The organism is Lentzea miocenica (assembly GCF_033949945.1).
GTDB lineage: Bacteria > Actinomycetota > Actinomycetes > Mycobacteriales > Pseudonocardiaceae > Lentzea > Lentzea miocenica.
Map to the genome: position 1 here is coordinate 174258 of NZ_JAXAVW010000006.1, position 14631 is coordinate 188888.

Annotated in this window: 17 protein-coding genes; 4 read left to right on the forward strand and 13 right to left on the reverse strand. The window is 69.8% G+C overall.

Annotation, left to right across the window (positions count from 1 at the left end):
* Window positions 1-26 precede the first annotated feature (26 nt).
* Window positions 27-527, forward strand: a complete 501-nt coding sequence (locus SK803_RS09640; RefSeq protein ID WP_319965481.1) for a CGNR zinc finger domain-containing protein — start codon at window positions 27-29, stop codon at window positions 525-527.
* 62 nt (window positions 528-589) lie between these two features.
* On the opposite strand, the gene SK803_RS09645 is transcribed toward SK803_RS09640, so the two are convergent.
* Together SK803_RS09645 and SK803_RS09650 are read right to left on the reverse strand one after the other, a co-directional pair.
* Window positions 590-1489 (reverse strand): pentapeptide repeat-containing protein, encoded by a 900-nt coding sequence (locus tag SK803_RS09645; RefSeq protein WP_319965482.1) that lies wholly within the window; start codon window positions 1487-1489, stop codon window positions 590-592.
* 80 nt (window positions 1490-1569) lie between these two features.
* Window positions 1570-2067 (reverse strand): hypothetical protein, encoded by a 498-nt coding sequence (locus SK803_RS09650; RefSeq protein WP_319965483.1) that lies wholly within the window; start codon window positions 2065-2067, stop codon window positions 1570-1572.
* 50 nt (window positions 2068-2117) lie between these two features.
* On the opposite strand from SK803_RS09650, the gene SK803_RS09655 reads away from it, so the two are divergent.
* Window positions 2118-3542 carry an amidase gene (locus tag SK803_RS09655; protein ID WP_319965484.1) on the forward strand — a complete coding sequence of 475 codons (1425 nt, stop codon included), beginning with the start codon at window positions 2118-2120 and terminating at the stop codon, window positions 3540-3542.
* Between the two features lie 36 nt (window positions 3543-3578).
* On the opposite strand, the gene SK803_RS09660 is transcribed toward SK803_RS09655, so the two are convergent.
* From SK803_RS09660 to SK803_RS09680, 5 genes are all read right to left on the reverse strand, one after another.
* Window positions 3579-4652, reverse strand: a complete 1074-nt coding sequence (locus SK803_RS09660; RefSeq protein WP_319965485.1) for a hypothetical protein — start codon at window positions 4650-4652, stop codon at window positions 3579-3581.
* A gap of 63 nt (window positions 4653-4715) precedes the next feature.
* Complete coding sequence (locus SK803_RS09665; protein ID WP_319965486.1) at window positions 4716-6014, reverse strand: RNA polymerase sigma factor; 1299 nt, start codon at window positions 6012-6014, stop codon at window positions 4716-4718.
* A gap of 28 nt (window positions 6015-6042) precedes the next feature.
* On the reverse strand, window positions 6043-6465 hold the full coding sequence (locus SK803_RS09670; protein WP_319965487.1) for a YciI family protein: 423 nt from the start codon (window positions 6463-6465) through the stop codon (window positions 6043-6045).
* Between the two features lie 193 nt (window positions 6466-6658).
* Complete coding sequence (locus SK803_RS09675) at window positions 6659-7864, reverse strand: SPFH domain-containing protein (protein WP_406601509.1); 1206 nt, start codon at window positions 7862-7864, stop codon at window positions 6659-6661.
* A 26-nt stretch (window positions 7865-7890) separates the two neighbouring features.
* Window positions 7891-8316: an NfeD family protein gene (locus tag SK803_RS09680; protein ID WP_319965488.1), complete on the reverse strand. Its 426-nt coding sequence runs from the start codon at window positions 8314-8316 to the stop codon at window positions 7891-7893.
* Between the two features lie 153 nt (window positions 8317-8469).
* On the opposite strand from SK803_RS09680, the gene SK803_RS09685 reads away from it, so the two are divergent.
* Entirely contained in the window at window positions 8470-9051 is a 582-nt protein-coding gene (locus tag SK803_RS09685) for a dihydrofolate reductase family protein (protein ID WP_319965489.1), read from the forward strand.
* Here SK803_RS09685 and SK803_RS09690 read toward each other — a convergent pair.
* Genes SK803_RS09690 through SK803_RS09700 form a run of 3 tightly spaced genes read right to left on the reverse strand, consistent with a single transcriptional unit; the run spans window position 9032 to window position 11048 of the window.
* Complete coding sequence (locus tag SK803_RS09690; protein ID WP_319965490.1) at window positions 9032-9838, reverse strand: DUF3097 domain-containing protein; 807 nt, start codon at window positions 9836-9838, stop codon at window positions 9032-9034. The two genes, SK803_RS09685 and SK803_RS09690, sit on opposite strands and share 20 nt — an antisense overlap.
* A 59-nt stretch (window positions 9839-9897) precedes the next feature.
* A complete protein-coding gene (locus SK803_RS09695; RefSeq protein WP_319965491.1) occupies window positions 9898-10614 on the reverse strand; it encodes an aminoglycoside phosphotransferase family protein in 717 nt (238 codons plus the stop codon).
* A gap of 5 nt (window positions 10615-10619) precedes the next feature.
* Window positions 10620-11048 (reverse strand): hypothetical protein, encoded by a 429-nt coding sequence (locus tag SK803_RS09700; RefSeq protein ID WP_319965492.1) that lies wholly within the window; start codon window positions 11046-11048, stop codon window positions 10620-10622.
* Between the two features lie 283 nt (window positions 11049-11331).
* Between SK803_RS09700 and SK803_RS09705 the strand changes: the two genes are divergently transcribed.
* Window positions 11332-12132, forward strand: coding sequence for an AAA family ATPase (locus SK803_RS09705; RefSeq protein ID WP_319965493.1), 801 nt, complete (start codon window positions 11332-11334; stop codon window positions 12130-12132).
* On the opposite strand, the gene SK803_RS09710 is transcribed toward SK803_RS09705, so the two are convergent.
* From SK803_RS09710 to SK803_RS09720, 3 genes are read right to left on the reverse strand one after another with little or no spacing between them, the layout of a single operon-like run.
* Complete coding sequence (locus tag SK803_RS09710; RefSeq protein ID WP_319965494.1) at window positions 12122-13216, reverse strand: S66 family peptidase; 1095 nt, start codon at window positions 13214-13216, stop codon at window positions 12122-12124. The two genes, SK803_RS09705 and SK803_RS09710, sit on opposite strands and share 11 nt — an antisense overlap.
* A gap of 22 nt (window positions 13217-13238) precedes the next feature.
* Window positions 13239-14027, reverse strand: coding sequence for an SCO1664 family protein (locus SK803_RS09715; RefSeq protein WP_319965495.1), 789 nt, complete (start codon window positions 14025-14027; stop codon window positions 13239-13241).
* Between the two features lie 10 nt (window positions 14028-14037).
* Window positions 14038-14610: a DUF3090 domain-containing protein gene (locus tag SK803_RS09720; protein WP_319965496.1), complete on the reverse strand. Its 573-nt coding sequence runs from the start codon at window positions 14608-14610 to the stop codon at window positions 14038-14040.
* Window positions 14611-14631 lie beyond the last annotated feature (21 nt).

The window sequence follows — 14631 nt, forward strand, 5'->3', positions numbered from 1 at the left end:
GCCCACCAGCGTGCTGTCATGGTCTAGTGCATTTCAACCCTTACGGCGGGGCGGCAGCCGAGCTCGCCGCGACCCTGGTCAACGCCGACACCGGCGCACACCTGCTCGACGTGCTGAAAGCCTCCGACTACAAGCCACTGGGCTCGCTCGACACCCGGCAGGAACGTGACGTACGAGACTGGATCGAACGGCTGCGGCAGGTCTTCGAGGACCCCACCGTGGAGCTGCTCAACGAGCTGCTGGCCGCGTCGTCGACCACGCACTACATCTCCACCCACGACGGACGCGCGCCGCACCTGCACTACGCCCGTGAGGACGCACCGACCGACGTGCGCGTGAAGGCGTACACGGCGGCGGGCATGGCGGCGCTGTTCTGCGAGGACCCGCACCGCATCGGGAAGTGCGGCCGCGAGGGCTGCGACACGGTCTTCGTCGACACCAGCCGCAACGGACGCCGCCGGTTCTGCTCCACGAAGTGCGCGAACCGGGTCGCCGTGGCGAACCACAGGCAACGCCAGTCGGCGTGAGATCAGTCGGCGTGAGATCAGTCGGCGTGAGATCAGTCGGCGTGAGATCAGTCGGCGTGAGATCAGTCGGCGTGAACGCGGTGCCCGAACCGGGTGTTCTCGAACGACGACTCGCCCCCGAACACGGCGTCCACGAAGTCCTCCCGGCCCCGGAACCACGCACCCGCGAACACCGAGGCCCCGGCGAACCAGGCGCGGCGGAACACCGCCCGGCCACCGAAACGCACCCCCGAGCAGTCCAGATCCGACCCGAACCGGGCGCAGGTGAAGTCCGCGCGGCCGGAGAACCGGCTGCCGCGCAAGCTCACCGCGCCGGCGACCTGGATGCTGGAGAACTCGCCGTTGCCGCACACCGCCGTGCCGCGCAGGCCCAGGCCGCGGGCGAACACCGACTGCGTGAACAGCACGTGCCGCCCGAAGAACGCCCCGGCGGCGTCGAACTCCCCGAGGAACGTCGTCTGGTCGAACCGCGTGTCCCCCAGAAACCGCGTCCCGGAGAAACGGGCGTCACGCAGCCGGCACTCCGACAGGTCGAAGTCGACCAGCGTGGTGTCGCGCAGATCGAGGTCACTGCCCAGCCAGAACCCCGGCCCGGGACGCAGGTGCGCGGCCAGCGACGCCTGCAGCACCATCCGCCACCGCTGATCCACCTCGGTACCCGGCCACGGCAGCGCCCGCAACGCCTCGCACAGCACGTCCAGCGCCGGCTGCCGGTTGCGCGTCGACCGCCCGCCGTACTCGACCCAGTCCCGCAACCCGCCCAGCCGCGCGTCGGCCTCCACCGCCATGAGACGGCGGCGGATGTCCTCCAGCGGTGCGTGCTCCCGCGCTGTGTGCTTCTCGGCGCGAGGCGCGGCGACCTCCACGTCGTGGTGCACCGTCAGACGACGCCTGCCCAGCGTCACCGCCGCCACGGTCAGAACAGAGGAAGTCGCTGTGAGCCAGCGCGAGAGAAGGGACATGACTCGATGATGTGACCTGGGTCATTGCATCGGACAGTGGTGGAGTTCAACGCCGCGGGCAACGACGGGCCCACCGACTGTCACCCGGTGACGTTGGTCAGCCGTCGTGCCACGTACTGGTCGCCGCCCAGGCCGTACCGCAGGACGCGGTAGGTGGTGCCGTAGGTGCTGCGCTGCTCGTAGGCGTAGTAGGCGGTCTTGTAGGGGTCTGCCCACTTGTCGAAGATGACGACGTGCCGGGTGTCGCCGTCGCCCACGGGGTCGACGACGATGTCGGCCCATCGCAGCTCGCTCATCGCGATCCCGGTCGAGAACGGGGACTGCGCGAGCTCGACGGTCCGCTGGCCGGGCGCGCCGAGCTTGGCGGCCATCGAGACGTAGCCGGAGCAGTCCTGCCGGTAGCGCTCGGCACCCCAGTAGGCCGCCTGGTTGTACGGGACGGGCCCGCCGGCGTTCGCGGTCAGCCACGACTTCGCGCGGTTGATCACCTCCTGGCGGGACACGCTGACGGCGTGGGCCGGGGCCACCAGCGTGCTCAGGGCGACGAGGGTGGCGGCGACTGTCGCGAGGACTCTCATGCGCGGTACTCCCATTCCGTAGATCACCTGTCGGCGCTTAGGGTCGGTTCATGGAGCTGACGGAGCTGTGTTTCGCCGGGGTGGCCAGGCAGGCCCAGGCCGTGCGGTCCGGCGAGGTGACCGCGCGCGATCTGGTCGCCGAGCACCTCGGCCGCATCGAGCGCGTCGATCCGCAGCTCAACGCGTTCCGGCTGGTCTTCGCCGACAAGGCCCTGGCGGAGGCGGAGGAGGCGGACGCACGCGGGGAGCGTGGTGAGGACCTGCCGCTGCTGGGTGTGCCGATCGCGGTCAAGGAGGACATCGCGATCGAGGGCCTGCCCACGACGAAGGGCACGAACGCCGCCCGCACCCCCGAACCCGCCGACTCCGCGATCGTGCGGCGCCTGCGCGAGGCCGGTGCGGTGATCATCGGCAGGACCCGGATGCCGGAACTCGGGCTGTGGCCCTACACCGAGAGCAGCTGGGCGGGCCCGACGCGCAACCCGTGGTCGCTGACGCACTCCCCCGGCGGTTCCAGCGGTGGCTCGGCCGCTGTGGTCGCCGCCGGGCTCGCGGCGGCGGCGATCGGCACCGACGGCGCGGGCTCGATCCGCATCCCGTCCGCGATGACGGGCCTGTTCGGGCTCAAGCCCCAGCGCGGCCGGATCTCGCTCGCGCCCGAACGCGAGGTGTGGGGCGGTCTGGTGGTGGCGGGGCCGATCACCCGCACGGTGCTGGACTGGGCGTTGGTCGCCGACCAGATCCACGGCCCGGTGCCCGGTGACGCCCACGTCGCGCACCCACCGCGGATGAGCTTCAGCCAGGCGGCGCGGACCGATCCCGGCCGGCTGCGGATCGGGGTGTCGCTGCGGCCGTGGGGGCCGGGCATCCCGATCGCCGACGAGGTCCGCGACGCCGTGCAGGACACCGCCGCGTTGCTCACCGACCTCGGCCACGACGTCGTGCGGCTCGACCCGCCGATGAAGGACGTCATCGCCTCCACGCAGTTCGCGTTGCGCTACCTCTACAACGCCTACCTCGCGCGCAACGGCATGGAGTTCCCGGACCTGGTCGAGCCCCGCACCCGCGCGATCGGTGAACTGGGCCGCCGCATCCCGCGCGGCGCGGTGCGGTGGGCGACGAAGGACGACGCCACGCTCACCGCGTACGCGAACCGGGTGTTCACCTCGGTCGACGTGCTGCTCACCCCGGCGCTGACCCGCCCGCCGATCCGCGTGGGCGAGTGGGGCGGCCGCAACGTGGTCACGGCGCTGCTCGCGGCCTCGCACTACACGACGTTCCTGCCGCTGTGGAACATCGTCGGCAACCCCGCCGCCTCGGTTCCCGCCGGTCGCACGTCGTCCGGTCTGCCGCTCGCGGTGCAGCTCGTCGGCCGTCAGCACGACGAGTGCACGCTGCTGTCGGTGTCCGCCCAGCTGGAGCGCGCTCGGCCGTGGGCGGACCGGACACCCTCCGGCCTCGGTCATGCGAAGTAGGATATTACGATGACGGACTATCCGAAACGGGAATGGTCAGAGTCCGCGCTTGGACAACTCGTCGAGCAGTTGACGGTCCGCGACGTGCCGCGACTTGATGTGCTCCAGGTAGTCCGCGAACGCGTCGGGCTGCAGGCCGCGTAGCTGTTGCAGCCATTCGACGACGAGTTCCTGCTCCTCGATGCCGCGCCGGGCCAGTTCGACCTCGACGATCCGCCGGTAGACCTCGATCGCGAGCCGGCTGCCGTCCTGCACGAGGTGGTTCACCAGCTCGGCCCGCAGCGGCGGCCACTCGTCGGTGTGCACGACCAGCGCGCGGATCTTGAGGTAGATGTCGAGGTTCGGCCGCGCGAAGAACGCCTCCCGGCACACCTCCACCGCCCGCTGCGGACTCCCCTGCCGCAGGTGTTCCTCCACGGCCAGGTCGATCAACCGCAGTGCCGCGCCACGGCCACCGACGGCGCGCAGGCCGCGTTCGACCCACTCCAGCGCCTCGCCCGAGCGGCCGTTGTCGCGCAGCACGGTCGCGACCTGCAGGTAGTGCCAGCCAGAGGAGAGGTCCTTGGACAGCACCAGCAGCTGCAGGTCGACGTCCTCGCTGTACTCGGCGAGCTCCTCCATGACGCGCAGCAGTGCCCAGCGGGCGCGGTCGTAGCGGCCGGTCTCGCCGAACCCGATCACCGGCAGCGGCGCGAACAACTCGACGGCGCGGTCGCGGTAGTGCGCGAGGCCGTCGTCGTCGAGCGCGTCGGCGTAGGCGGAGAGGGTGACGTCGGGGGCGTCGGGGTGGTCCAGCTGCAGATCCAGCAGCCAGTCGGCGAGCCGGATCGGGTCGGGGCGGGTCTCGACGCACGCGCGGGCGTGGATCGACAGGACGCGGTGGGCCAGTTCGGCGAGCTCGACCCGGTGTCTTCGGCTGCCGGCCACTCCGTCGGCGAGCTGGGTGACGATCTGCTCGATCAACGCCACCAGCTCCGGCCCCGGATCGGTCACCAGCAGTGACTGCAGCTCGATCGACACGGCGGTCAGCGCCTGCCAGCGGGCGGGCCAGTCCGTCTCGCTGTCAGCCTCGACGAGCGCGGAGGCCACGGTGGCGGGCAGCGAGTCCATCACAACATCATTCCCGCGTCGCCCGGTCGAGTGCTACAGATGTCGCCCTAACGGATTTAAGGTTCACCCCTCGTGGTCAGATACCTGCAGTTCGGCGAGCTTCCGGGTGAGTACCGCGCGTTCGCGTTCGTTGCCGCACAAACGAATCGCCTGTTCAAGTTCGGTGCGTGCCTCGTCGACCCGGCCGAGCCGGCGCAGCAGCTCGCCCCGTACTCCGGGTAGTTGGTGCGAGTCCTTGAACGCCTCCCCGGACGCCAGTGAGTCGACGATCGGCAGTGCGGCGGCGGGGCCCTGGGCCATGGAGACGGCGACCGCGCGGTTGAGGTCGACGACCGGGGACGGGGCGAGACGGCCGAGGGCGTCGTAGAGCACGACGATGCGGTCCCAGTTCGTCTCCTCGACCGACGGGGCGAGCGCGTGGCACTCGGCGATGGCGGCCTGCAGCCCGTAGTAGCCGTAACCGCGGCCGATGTCGGAGGCTTTGGCCAGCGCCGCACGACCACGGGCGATGGCCGAGCGGTCCCAGCGGCGCCGGTCCTGGTCTTCGAGCAGGACCGTCTCGCCGTCAGGGCCGCGGCGGGCGGGAAAGCGGGCGGCGGTCAGCTCCAGCAGGGCGAGCAGGCTGTGGGCCTCGTGCTCGTCGGGCATCAGCCGCGACAGGATCCTGGCGAGCCGCTGGGCCTCCCCGGCGAGGTCGAGGCGTATCACCTCGTCACCGGAACTGGCGGACGAGCCCTCGGTGAAGATCAGGTAGATGCAGCTCAGCACCTGGGCCAGGCGCGCCGGGCGTTCGGCGACCGGAGGGACCTCGAACGGCACGTTCGCCGCGCCGAGGGTCTTCTTGGCCCTGGTGATGCGGGCCTGCACGGTCGCGGTCGGCACCAGGAACACCCGCGCGATCTCGTCGCTGGTCAGACCACCGATCACGCGCAACGTCAACGCGACCGCCGCTTCCCGCGACAGCACCGGGTGACACGAGGTGAAGATCAGCGCGAGGGTGTCGTCGTCGATCTGGTCCGGGTCCCACAGCACGTCGTCGGGCGCGGGACCGGGGTCGGTGGCACCGGTGAGAGCGCCGCCCTCGCTCAGGTTGTGGGCGAGGGCGGCGTACTTCTCGTCACGGGTGCTGCGGCGGCGGAACGCGTCGATCGCGCGGCGCCGGCCGACCGTGAGCAACCACCCGGCCGGGTTGTTCGGCACGCCCTCGCGCGGCCAGGTCACCAGTGCCTCGGCCAGGGCTTCCTGGGCGAGGTCCTCGGCCAGCGCGAAATCGCCGGTGTAGCGGGTGAGCGCACCGATGATCCTCGCGGAGTCGATGCGCCACACCGCGGCGACGGCCTTGCGTCCGGTGGGGTCGCTCATGGTTCCTATGAGATCAGAGCCTGCGAAATCAGAGTTGACCGGTGGACTCGCGCCAGGCCCGTTCCTTCTTGATCCACTCGTTGTCCTGGGGGAACTCGTCGATCGTGGGGACGCGGCGGATCTCGGTCTTGAAGCCGGCGGCGGTCATCGGGGTGCGCTTGGCCCACTCGACGGCGTCCTGGATGGTGGGGACGTTGATCAGGTAGAAGCCGTTGAACAGCTCCTTGGTCTCGCCGTACGGGCCGTCGGTGACGACGGGCGGTTCGGAGGAGAAGTCGACGACCACGCCTTCCTCGGCGGGGGCGAGGCCCTCGGCGGCGATCAGCACACCGGCCTCGATCAGCTCCTCGTTGAACTTGCCCACGGTCTCCAGCATCTGGTCGAAGTCGATCTCGCCGAGGTTGCCCCAGGCCTCGTCGGAGGTCACGCGCCAGATCAGCATGAACTTCATGTGTGCTCACTCCCCAGTGGGATCGTCGGGTCCGTTGTGGACCCTTTCACGCCAAGGTCGAACGGGCACGCGGTTCGATCGACACACGACCCGGAATTTCTTCGAACTTTCTGTTTACCCTGGTCAGACGACTGAGCGGCCCACCCCGGAGTCCGGGACGGGCCGCTCAGTGATGTTGCTCAGGCGGTGTTGCTCAGGCCTGGTCGTCGGGCTGGTGCAGTGACCGCGGCTGGTCTGCCTCGAGCTCGGGCAGCACCGGCGCGGCGGACACCGAGCGCGGCGAGCTCAGCGGTCCGGGGACCTCCTGGCGTGCCACGGCCTCGGCGGCGGCGACCGCCTCGGCGACCTTCGGGTCGGACTTGAGGTCGAACCACGCGGCGACCGACTCGTCCTCGTCCTCCGGCTTCGACAGCTCGCCCGCCTCGGTGGCCGGGGGCTCGTAGCGGAACACGCCGTCGTCGCCGGGGGCGCCGAGCATGCGGGCGAAGCCCTCGAGCGCCTTGCCGTAGTCGGACGGGATCATCCACACCTTGTTCGCGTCGCCCTGCGCCATCTGCGGCAGGGTCTGCAGGTACTGGTAGGCCAGCACCTCCGGGGTGGGCTTGCCCGCCTTGATCGCGGCGAAGACCTTCTCGATGGCCTTGGCCTGACCCTGCGCCTGCAGGTAGCGGGCGGCACGTTCACCCTGCGCGCGCAGGATCTGCGACTGCCGCTCACCTTCCGCGGACAGGATCGCGGCCTGCTTGCCACCCTCGGCGGCGAGGATCTGCGACTGCTTCTGGCCCTCGGCCGTCTTGATGGACGACTCCCGCTGACCTTCGGCGGTGAGGATCATGGCGCGCTTCTCGCGGTCCGCGCGCATCTGCTTCTCCATCGAGTCCTGGATGGAGGGCGGCGGGTCGATCGACTTGAGCTCGACGCGGGCCACGCGCAGGCCCCAGCGGCCGGTGGCCTCGTCGAGGACGCCGCGCAGCTGGCCGTTGATGTGGTCGCGGGAGGTGAGGGTCTCCTCCAGGCTCATGCCACCGACGAGGTTGCGCAGCGTCGTGATGGTGAGCTGCTCGACACCGATGATGTAGTTCGAGATCTCGTACACCGCGGAGCGCGGTTCGGTGACCTGGAAGTAGACGACCGTGTCGATGGACACCGTGAGGTTGTCCTGGGTGATCACCGGCTGCGGCGGGAACGACACGACCTGCTCGCGCAGGTCGATGCGGGCACGCACCTTGTCGATGAACGGCACGATGATGTTCAGGCCGGGTGCCGCTGTGTTGCGGTAGCGGCCGAGGCGTTCGATGACAGCGGCCTGCGCCTGCGGGATGACCAGCACCGACTTGACGGCGATGGTCAGCACGAAAATGGCGATGACGGCCACGACCACAGCGGTGATCGGGTCCAACTCGGTTCACACCCTCCTGGGAACGCTCATACCGCGGCAATCACCACGGCCATCGCGCCCGAGATCTCGACAACGGTGACGGCTTCGCCTTCTTCGACCACGGACCCGTCCAGGGTCCGCGCGCTCCAGGTGTCGCCGCCGATCTTGACCTGCCCGCCGTGCTCGTCCACGCGTGACACCGCGACGGCTTTGCTCCCGAGCAGCGCCTCGTGGTGCATCCGGATGCCGGAACCGAGCTGCAGCCTCTTCTTGAGCAGCGGCCGGGCTCCGATGATCAGGCCGACCGACGACGCCGCGAAGACGAACACGCTCACCAGGTCGGCGGCACCCAGTGCGGACACGCCCGCCGCTGCCAGCGCCGCGGCGCCGAGCATCACCAGCACGAAGTCACCGGAGAGAACCTCGGCGACGACGAGCAGTATCCCGACGATCAGCCAGATCAGCGCGGCCATGAGCCCATACATACACCAACGGGGACCCCCGGTCGGCGAGATTCACCGTGCTGGTCCCCCGACCGTGACGAAATCGATCAACCGGCGGTGTCGAAACCCGGTTTCGCCGTTCGTGTGGCTCCCGACAGGCACTTCGGAGAAGGGGTACGGCTCATGGGTTCGATCAGCGCGACGATGTTCACGACGCTCGACGGTGTGGTGCAGGGCTTCGGCCGTCCGGACGAGGACACCCGCGGCGGTTTCACCCACGGCGGCTGGGGCGGCCGCTACCACGACGAGGTCCTCGCCGCCGAGATGGGCAAGGGCATGGCGCGGTCGGGCGACATGCTGTTCGGCCGGCGGACCTGGCAGGACTTCGCTGTTGTGTGGGGGTCGGCGACGGACGGCAACCCGTTCTCCGCGCATATGAACGCCGCGCGCAAGTACGTGGTCTCGACGAGCCTGGCCGACGTGGACGCGTGGCAGAACTCGGTGCTGCTGCGCGACCTCGGCTCGGTGGCCGCGCTGGACGGTGAGCTGTCGATCGTCGGGAGCGCGTCGCTGGTGCGGTCGCTGCACGCGGCCGGTTTGGTCGACCGGCTGACGCTGGTGATCCACCCGCTGACGCTGGGCAGCGGCGCGCGGTTGTTCGAGGGGCCGGCGCCGTTGACGGAGTTCTCGCTGACCGGCAGCGTCGTGACGACTCTGGGCGTGATCGTCGCGCACTACACGCGGGTCAGTCCTGGGGCACGGTGACGAAGTCGATCAACCGCTCGACCGCGCCGAGCAGGTCGGACTCGATGTCTCGGTAGCTGCTGACCGAGCTCAGCACGCGCTGCCAGCCTTCCCACGTCTCACCCCAGCCCAGCTGCCGGCAGACGCCTTCCTTCCAGCCGATGTTCCTGGGGACGACGGGCCAGGCCTTGATCTTCACGGCCTGCGGTTTCACGGCCTGCCAGATGTCGACGTACGGGTGGCCGGTGACCAGGACGTTGCCGTCGCGGATCTGGTCGACGACGCGCTGTTCCTTGGAGCCGGGCACCAGGTGGTCGACGAGGACGCCGAGGCGCCGGTGGGGTGCGGTGCCGAACTCGGTGATGAGACCGGGCAGTTCGTCGACGCCGTTGAGGGGTTCGACGACGATGCCCTCGACGCGCAGGTCGTGCCCCCAGACGCGTTCGACGAGCTCGGCGTCGTGCTTGCCCTCGACCCAGATGCGGCTGGCCTTGGCGGTCTTGGCGCGCAGGCCCTCGACCTTGACCGAGCCGGACGCGCTGATGCGGGGCTGCTGCGGCTGGGGCGCGGGTTTGACGAGGGTGACGGGCCAGCCGTCGAGGAGGAAGCCGGCCGGGTTGAGCGGGAACAGCCGGTGGCGGCCGTGGCGGTCCTCCAGCACGACCTGGCCGTACTCGAACTTGACGACGGCGCCGCAGAAACCGCTGGCGGGGTCCTCGACGACCAGGCCGGGTTCGGCCGGGATCTCGGGGACCTTCTTGCGCTTCGGGGTGTTGAGGATGTCGCGGCCGTAGTCGTGAGAACGCACGGTGTCGAACCCTAGCGTCTGAGACGTGCGAGACGTGGCAACGGTTAGCGATCGCCGCGCTAGCCGTAGAAGGGTTTGAAGGCGGTGAGCCACTCGTGGACGCGGTCGAGGTCGACGTCGGCGCCGTGCAGGTCGTAGTTGCCGTGCACGAAGTCCATCCAGTCGACCGCCGGGTCGCCGATGCACGCCCTGGGGTCGATGGCCTTCGGGCCGTGCGGGCCTTGCAGGACGTTGCCGGGGTGCATGTCGCCGTGCAGCAACACCGGTTCGACGTTGTCGTCGGCGAGTTTGCGGGCACGGTGGTGCTCGGTGGCGTAGTAGGTGCCGGTGCGCCGGGTGAGCACGGTTTCGAACAGGAAGTCGACGCGGGCTTTGAGCGGCGGGAAACCGGTGGGCTCGGCGTCGTGGAGGTGCGGGACGACGCGCGCCGGGTCGGTGGCGGGCGTGCCGGGGTTGATGGCTTCGAGCAGCAGGGCGCCGCGGGTGAGGTCGGTGTCGAGCAGGTCGACCATCGCGTCGGTGTGGGCCGAGGAGGTCAGCGCTTTGGCTTCGTGGACCGCGATGTCGCGGTCCGGGGTGATTTTCAGGACCGCGTCGGCGCCTGGGCCCGTCGTGCACAGGAACGTGGTGCCGGTGCCGCCGGGCATCAGCTTGACGACGGTGAGGTTCCAGCGGGCAGTGAGGGTGGAGAGGAGGTCGGGCAGCGCGTCGATCCACCCGGTCACGTCGTCGCCGAAGCGTCGGATCAGCCGGGATCTGGCGCTCTCGTCGATCACCCGGTTCAGGCTAGCGAGTCGGCTCCGGCTTGGCGGCGGAACTGGTAGTCCGCGAGCGCGGGCCGCCACAGGCCGTTGAGGTCGAAGCAGGTCGAGAGCAGCCGCAGGTCCGCGCCGTCTCCGGCGACGGCGACCTTGCCGTCGACGACCCACCTGTTGACCGGCAGCAGCGGCACGGGCCAGCCGACGACGACCAGGCGGTCGCAGACGAGGCGTTGCAGGCGGCCGCCGTCGTTGTCCACGACGACCGCGGGGGTGTCGAGGTCGAGGTCGCGGACGGTGGCGAGCGGGTAGCGGCGCACGCCGATGTCGGCGAGCGCGTCGGCTCCGGGGCCGATCAGGTGGACCGGGCCGAATCTTCGCGCCAGGCAGGCGGCCGCTCGTGCGCCGAGATCTGCGGCACCGACCACCACGATTCGTTCGAAATAGGTCATGTCACCCGTGTCCCGCATTCGCTATTCGAATGTTTCCGCAGGTCAGAACGCCTTCAAGAAGATAGGGCCGTGGCGGTCGGGCGTCAATGTCAGAACATCTCATTTGGCTATAACAATGGACGGGGAATAGTCCAATTGAGACGTGGTCGGCAGTGAGCTGATCTCATCGAGATCAGGTGCCGCGTGCCGCGTCGCAGGCAGTCGTGGGCGAACGTCCGGGCGGTCTCCTGGCAGGCTCGCTAGGCTTGATCGGCTCGCCTCAGCCACCTTGCCCGGGGGAACAGTGCACCGTTTCGCGGCCAGTCCTGCCCTGGCGCGGCTGGAGTGGGTTCTCGACGGCCTGGACGGGAAACCCGGCTGGGGAGCTGACGCGTCCGACGTGCTCGCGGCCGCGTTCACCGCCGTCGTCACGCCCGAGAGGTACGTCGAGGTCACCCGCGGTCGAGCAGCCGACTACGCGCCGGTCGTCGTGGTCGGTCTCGACGTCGGCGAGACCACCGCGCGGGCGCGGATCCGCCATCACGACGGCACCGTTGATGTCGTTTCCTGCGTCGTCGAGGCCGCACGGCCGTATCGAATTGTCTCCACGTGGGTTACCGGGCTGGTGCCGACCGATCTGGCACCGAGGTTGCCGGCCGATTTCACCGACTACGACCTGCCTTCCGTCGCCACGGACGCCCGGCTGGTCGTGTTCTCCGGGTTGCCCGGCAGCGGGAAGAGCACCCTGGCCGACGCCGCGGGCGCCGAGCTGGGCATTCCGGTCTTCGCCACCGACTGGCTGCTCGGCGCGCTGACCCCGTTCGGCGGTCGTCACTTCGAGGCCCCACTGGCGATGGCCGAAGAGGTGCTGACCACGCTCGCTCTCCGGCAACTCGTCGCCGGACAGTCCGTCATCCTCGATCACCCCACCGAACGGGTCGCGACCAGGGATCGCTGGCGCAGCCTGGCCCGCCGGGCCGGTGCGAGCTTTCCCTCCTGGCACGGGGAGGCGCTCTCAGTGGACACCGTTCGACCACGTGAGCGGTCCCTTGCCGCGGTCATGCGGTACATCACCGCCAGCCCACGTGATCAACTCAGTAGGTGACGGTGATCGTGCGGTCGGGTCCGTTGACCTTGATGGTGCCGCCGACGGGCATGACGAGCTGCGGGTCGGTGTGGCCGAGGTCGACGTCGAACACGATCATCGTCTCGGGCGCGTACTCGCTGAACGCCTTGAGGACGGCCTCGCGCTGTTCGGCGGTGTAGGTGGCGCGGTCGGTGTCCTGGTTGGTGAAGAACCAGGACTTGGCGCGGCCGACGAGCGCGGCGGGGAACCGGTGCAGCAGGCCGCGTTCGCCCATGTTGCGCAGGATCCGGTAGACCTCGGTCGCGGACGGCATCTCTTCGGAGGTCTCGAAGAACAGCACGCGGCCGTCGTAGTGCTCGGGGGTGTTGATCTCCCGGTCGGCCATCATCAGCCACGACAGGATCTCCAGGTTGCCGCCCCACGACCGGCCCTCGACGGTCTTGCCGGGCTGGTGCCAGATCCACCCGCCGCTGGGTTCGAGCACGGGTTCGGTGGCGAAGGTCGCCGGGTCCTCCCAGGGGCTCTCCTTGTCGCCGTAGGCGGTGCTCTCGGTCAGCCGGTACTCGCCGGGCGTGAACAGGGCGGCGCGCAGCGAGCCGGCGGTGGCGGGGTGCATCGAGCCGGGGCGGCCGAACTGGACCATGAGGCTGCCGCCGTAGAAGCCGGCGATGCCGCGGTTGGCGAGCCACACCAGCAGGTTCGTGTTGTCGCTGTGCCCGAAGAACGGCTTGGGGTTCGCGGTGATCAGCTCGGCGTCCAGGTGCGGCAGCACGGTGATCTGGTCGTCGCCGCCGATGGTCGCGATCACGGCCTTGATGGTGGGGTCGGCGAACGCGGCGTGCAGGTCGGCGGCGCGTTCCTGCGGGGTCGAGCCCATTTTGCGGGTGGCCGGGTATTCGACCGGGTCGAGGCCGAAGTCGTTCTTGAGGCGCTCGAGGCCCAGTTCATAGGGCAGGGGGAACAGGCCGGGCAGGCCGGCGGCCGGGGACACGATCGCCACTCGGTCGCCTGGCCGTGGCTTGGGCGGGTTGATCAACGACATGGTTGCCGAGCGTAACGCCGGCGGGTCGGTCAGGGCCCTGATCTCTTCGATGTCAGGCACGCGGGCGACGGGACCGGCGTGATCAGAACGCGGGCCAGGGGATGGCGGGCCAGTCGCCGGACGGCTCCGGGAACACCCCGGCGGCGAGGAGTTTGTCGGTGCGCTCCCCCACTGCCCGGACCTCGGCGCGGGTGAGGTGGTCGTGCAGGGCCTCGCCGAGCGCGCCGTCGAGCTCGGATCTCAGTCGGCGCAGCGACTCCAGCACGGCGTCCGGGAGGGGTTCGCGGGCCCAGCCCCACAGGACGGTGCGGAGTTTGGGTTCGGTGTGCAGGCAGATGCCGTGGTCGACGCCGTGGACCGCGCCGTCGAGGGCGTGCAGGACGTGGCCGCCCTTGCGGTCGGCGTTGTTGACCACGACGTCGAACGCGGACATCAGGGCGACGCGCGGGTGGTCGGCGTGCACGAGGACGGCGGGGTCGCCGAAGCGGTCGTGGGCGTGGAAGACGGGGATCCAGCCGGGTTTGACGTCGTCGACCCCGACGATGTCGACGAGTTCGTCTTCCTCGCGGGTGTCGATCCAGAGCTGGACCATGCCGCTGCCGAACGGGCCGGGGCGCAGCACGGTGGGCGGTACGACGTCGAGTTCGGCGGCGGCGGAGATCAGGTAGGTGGCCACCTCGCGGCCCGCGAGCGTGCCGTCGGGGAAGTCCCACAACGGGCGTTCGCCCCGCACGGGCTTGTAGACGCACTGGGCGTCGACGCCGTCCAACGAGATCTTGCAGAACAAGGTGGCGTTGGAGGCGTCGACCAGGCGGCCTTCGACCTCGATGCGGCCGTTGTTGAGCAACTCCAGGGCCGCGGAGGTGTCCATGTCAGTCTTCTCAGTCTTCTTCGGTGCGGCGGTAGCCGTTTTGCCGTGGGCAGATGTGGCCGTCCGGGTCGAGCGGTTCGGCGCACAGCGGGCACGGTTTGCGGCCGGCGTTGATGACGCGGTCGGCTCGTTCGGCGAAGGCGCGGGCGGCGGTCGGCGACAGGAAGACCCGCACGGCGTCGGGGCCCTCCTCGGTGTCGTCGAGCACGACGGCCTCGTCGACCTCCTCCTCGGAGACGGCGAGGAGTTCGATCACGACGGCTTTGGACTCGGCGTCCCACCCGAGGCCCATGGTGCCGACGCGGAACTCCTCCTCGACGGGCACGTCGAGGGGGTCGGTGTCGAGGTTGTCGTCGTCCGGCGGCGGATCGTCGGGGACGTCGGCGCCGAAGCGGCGGTGCACCTCCTCGAGCAGCGAGCCGATGCGCTCGGCGAGGACCTGGACCTGTTGCTTTTCCAAGGCGACGCTGATCAGCCTGCTCTGCTCTGAGGCCTGCAGGTAGAAGGTGCGGTCGCCGGGCTGCCCGACGGTTCCTGCGACGAACCGGTCGGGTGCGCGGAATACGTGGATGACACGAGCCATGGCACTGACGACCCTAGGCCA

Coding starts and splice junctions, on each gene's coding strand:
- SK803_RS09645 (WP_319965482.1), bottom strand. CDS start 1,489: ATGTCCCTTCTCTCGCGCTGGCTCACAGCGACTTCCTCTGTTCTGACC.
- SK803_RS09660 (WP_319965485.1), bottom strand. CDS start 4,652: ATGGACTCGCTGCCCGCCACCGTGGCCTCCGCGCTCGTCGAGGCTGAC.
- SK803_RS09680 (WP_319965488.1), bottom strand. CDS start 8,316: ATGGCCGCGCTGATCTGGCTGATCGTCGGGATACTGCTCGTCGTCGCC.
- SK803_RS09685 (WP_319965489.1), top strand. CDS start 8,470: ATGGGTTCGATCAGCGCGACGATGTTCACGACGCTCGACGGTGTGGTG.
- SK803_RS09655 (WP_319965484.1), top strand. CDS start 2,118: ATGGAGCTGACGGAGCTGTGTTTCGCCGGGGTGGCCAGGCAGGCCCAG.
- SK803_RS09665 (WP_319965486.1), bottom strand. CDS start 6,014: ATGAGCGACCCCACCGGACGCAAGGCCGTCGCCGCGGTGTGGCGCATC.
- SK803_RS09715 (WP_319965495.1), bottom strand. CDS start 14,027: ATGGACACCTCCGCGGCCCTGGAGTTGCTCAACAACGGCCGCATCGAG.
- SK803_RS09650 (WP_319965483.1), bottom strand. CDS start 2,067: ATGAGAGTCCTCGCGACAGTCGCCGCCACCCTCGTCGCCCTGAGCACG.
- SK803_RS09720 (WP_319965496.1), bottom strand. CDS start 14,610: ATGGCTCGTGTCATCCACGTATTCCGCGCACCCGACCGGTTCGTCGCA.
- SK803_RS09700 (WP_319965492.1), bottom strand. CDS start 11,048: ATGACCTATTTCGAACGAATCGTGGTGGTCGGTGCCGCAGATCTCGGC.
- SK803_RS09670 (WP_319965487.1), bottom strand. CDS start 6,465: ATGAAGTTCATGCTGATCTGGCGCGTGACCTCCGACGAGGCCTGGGGC.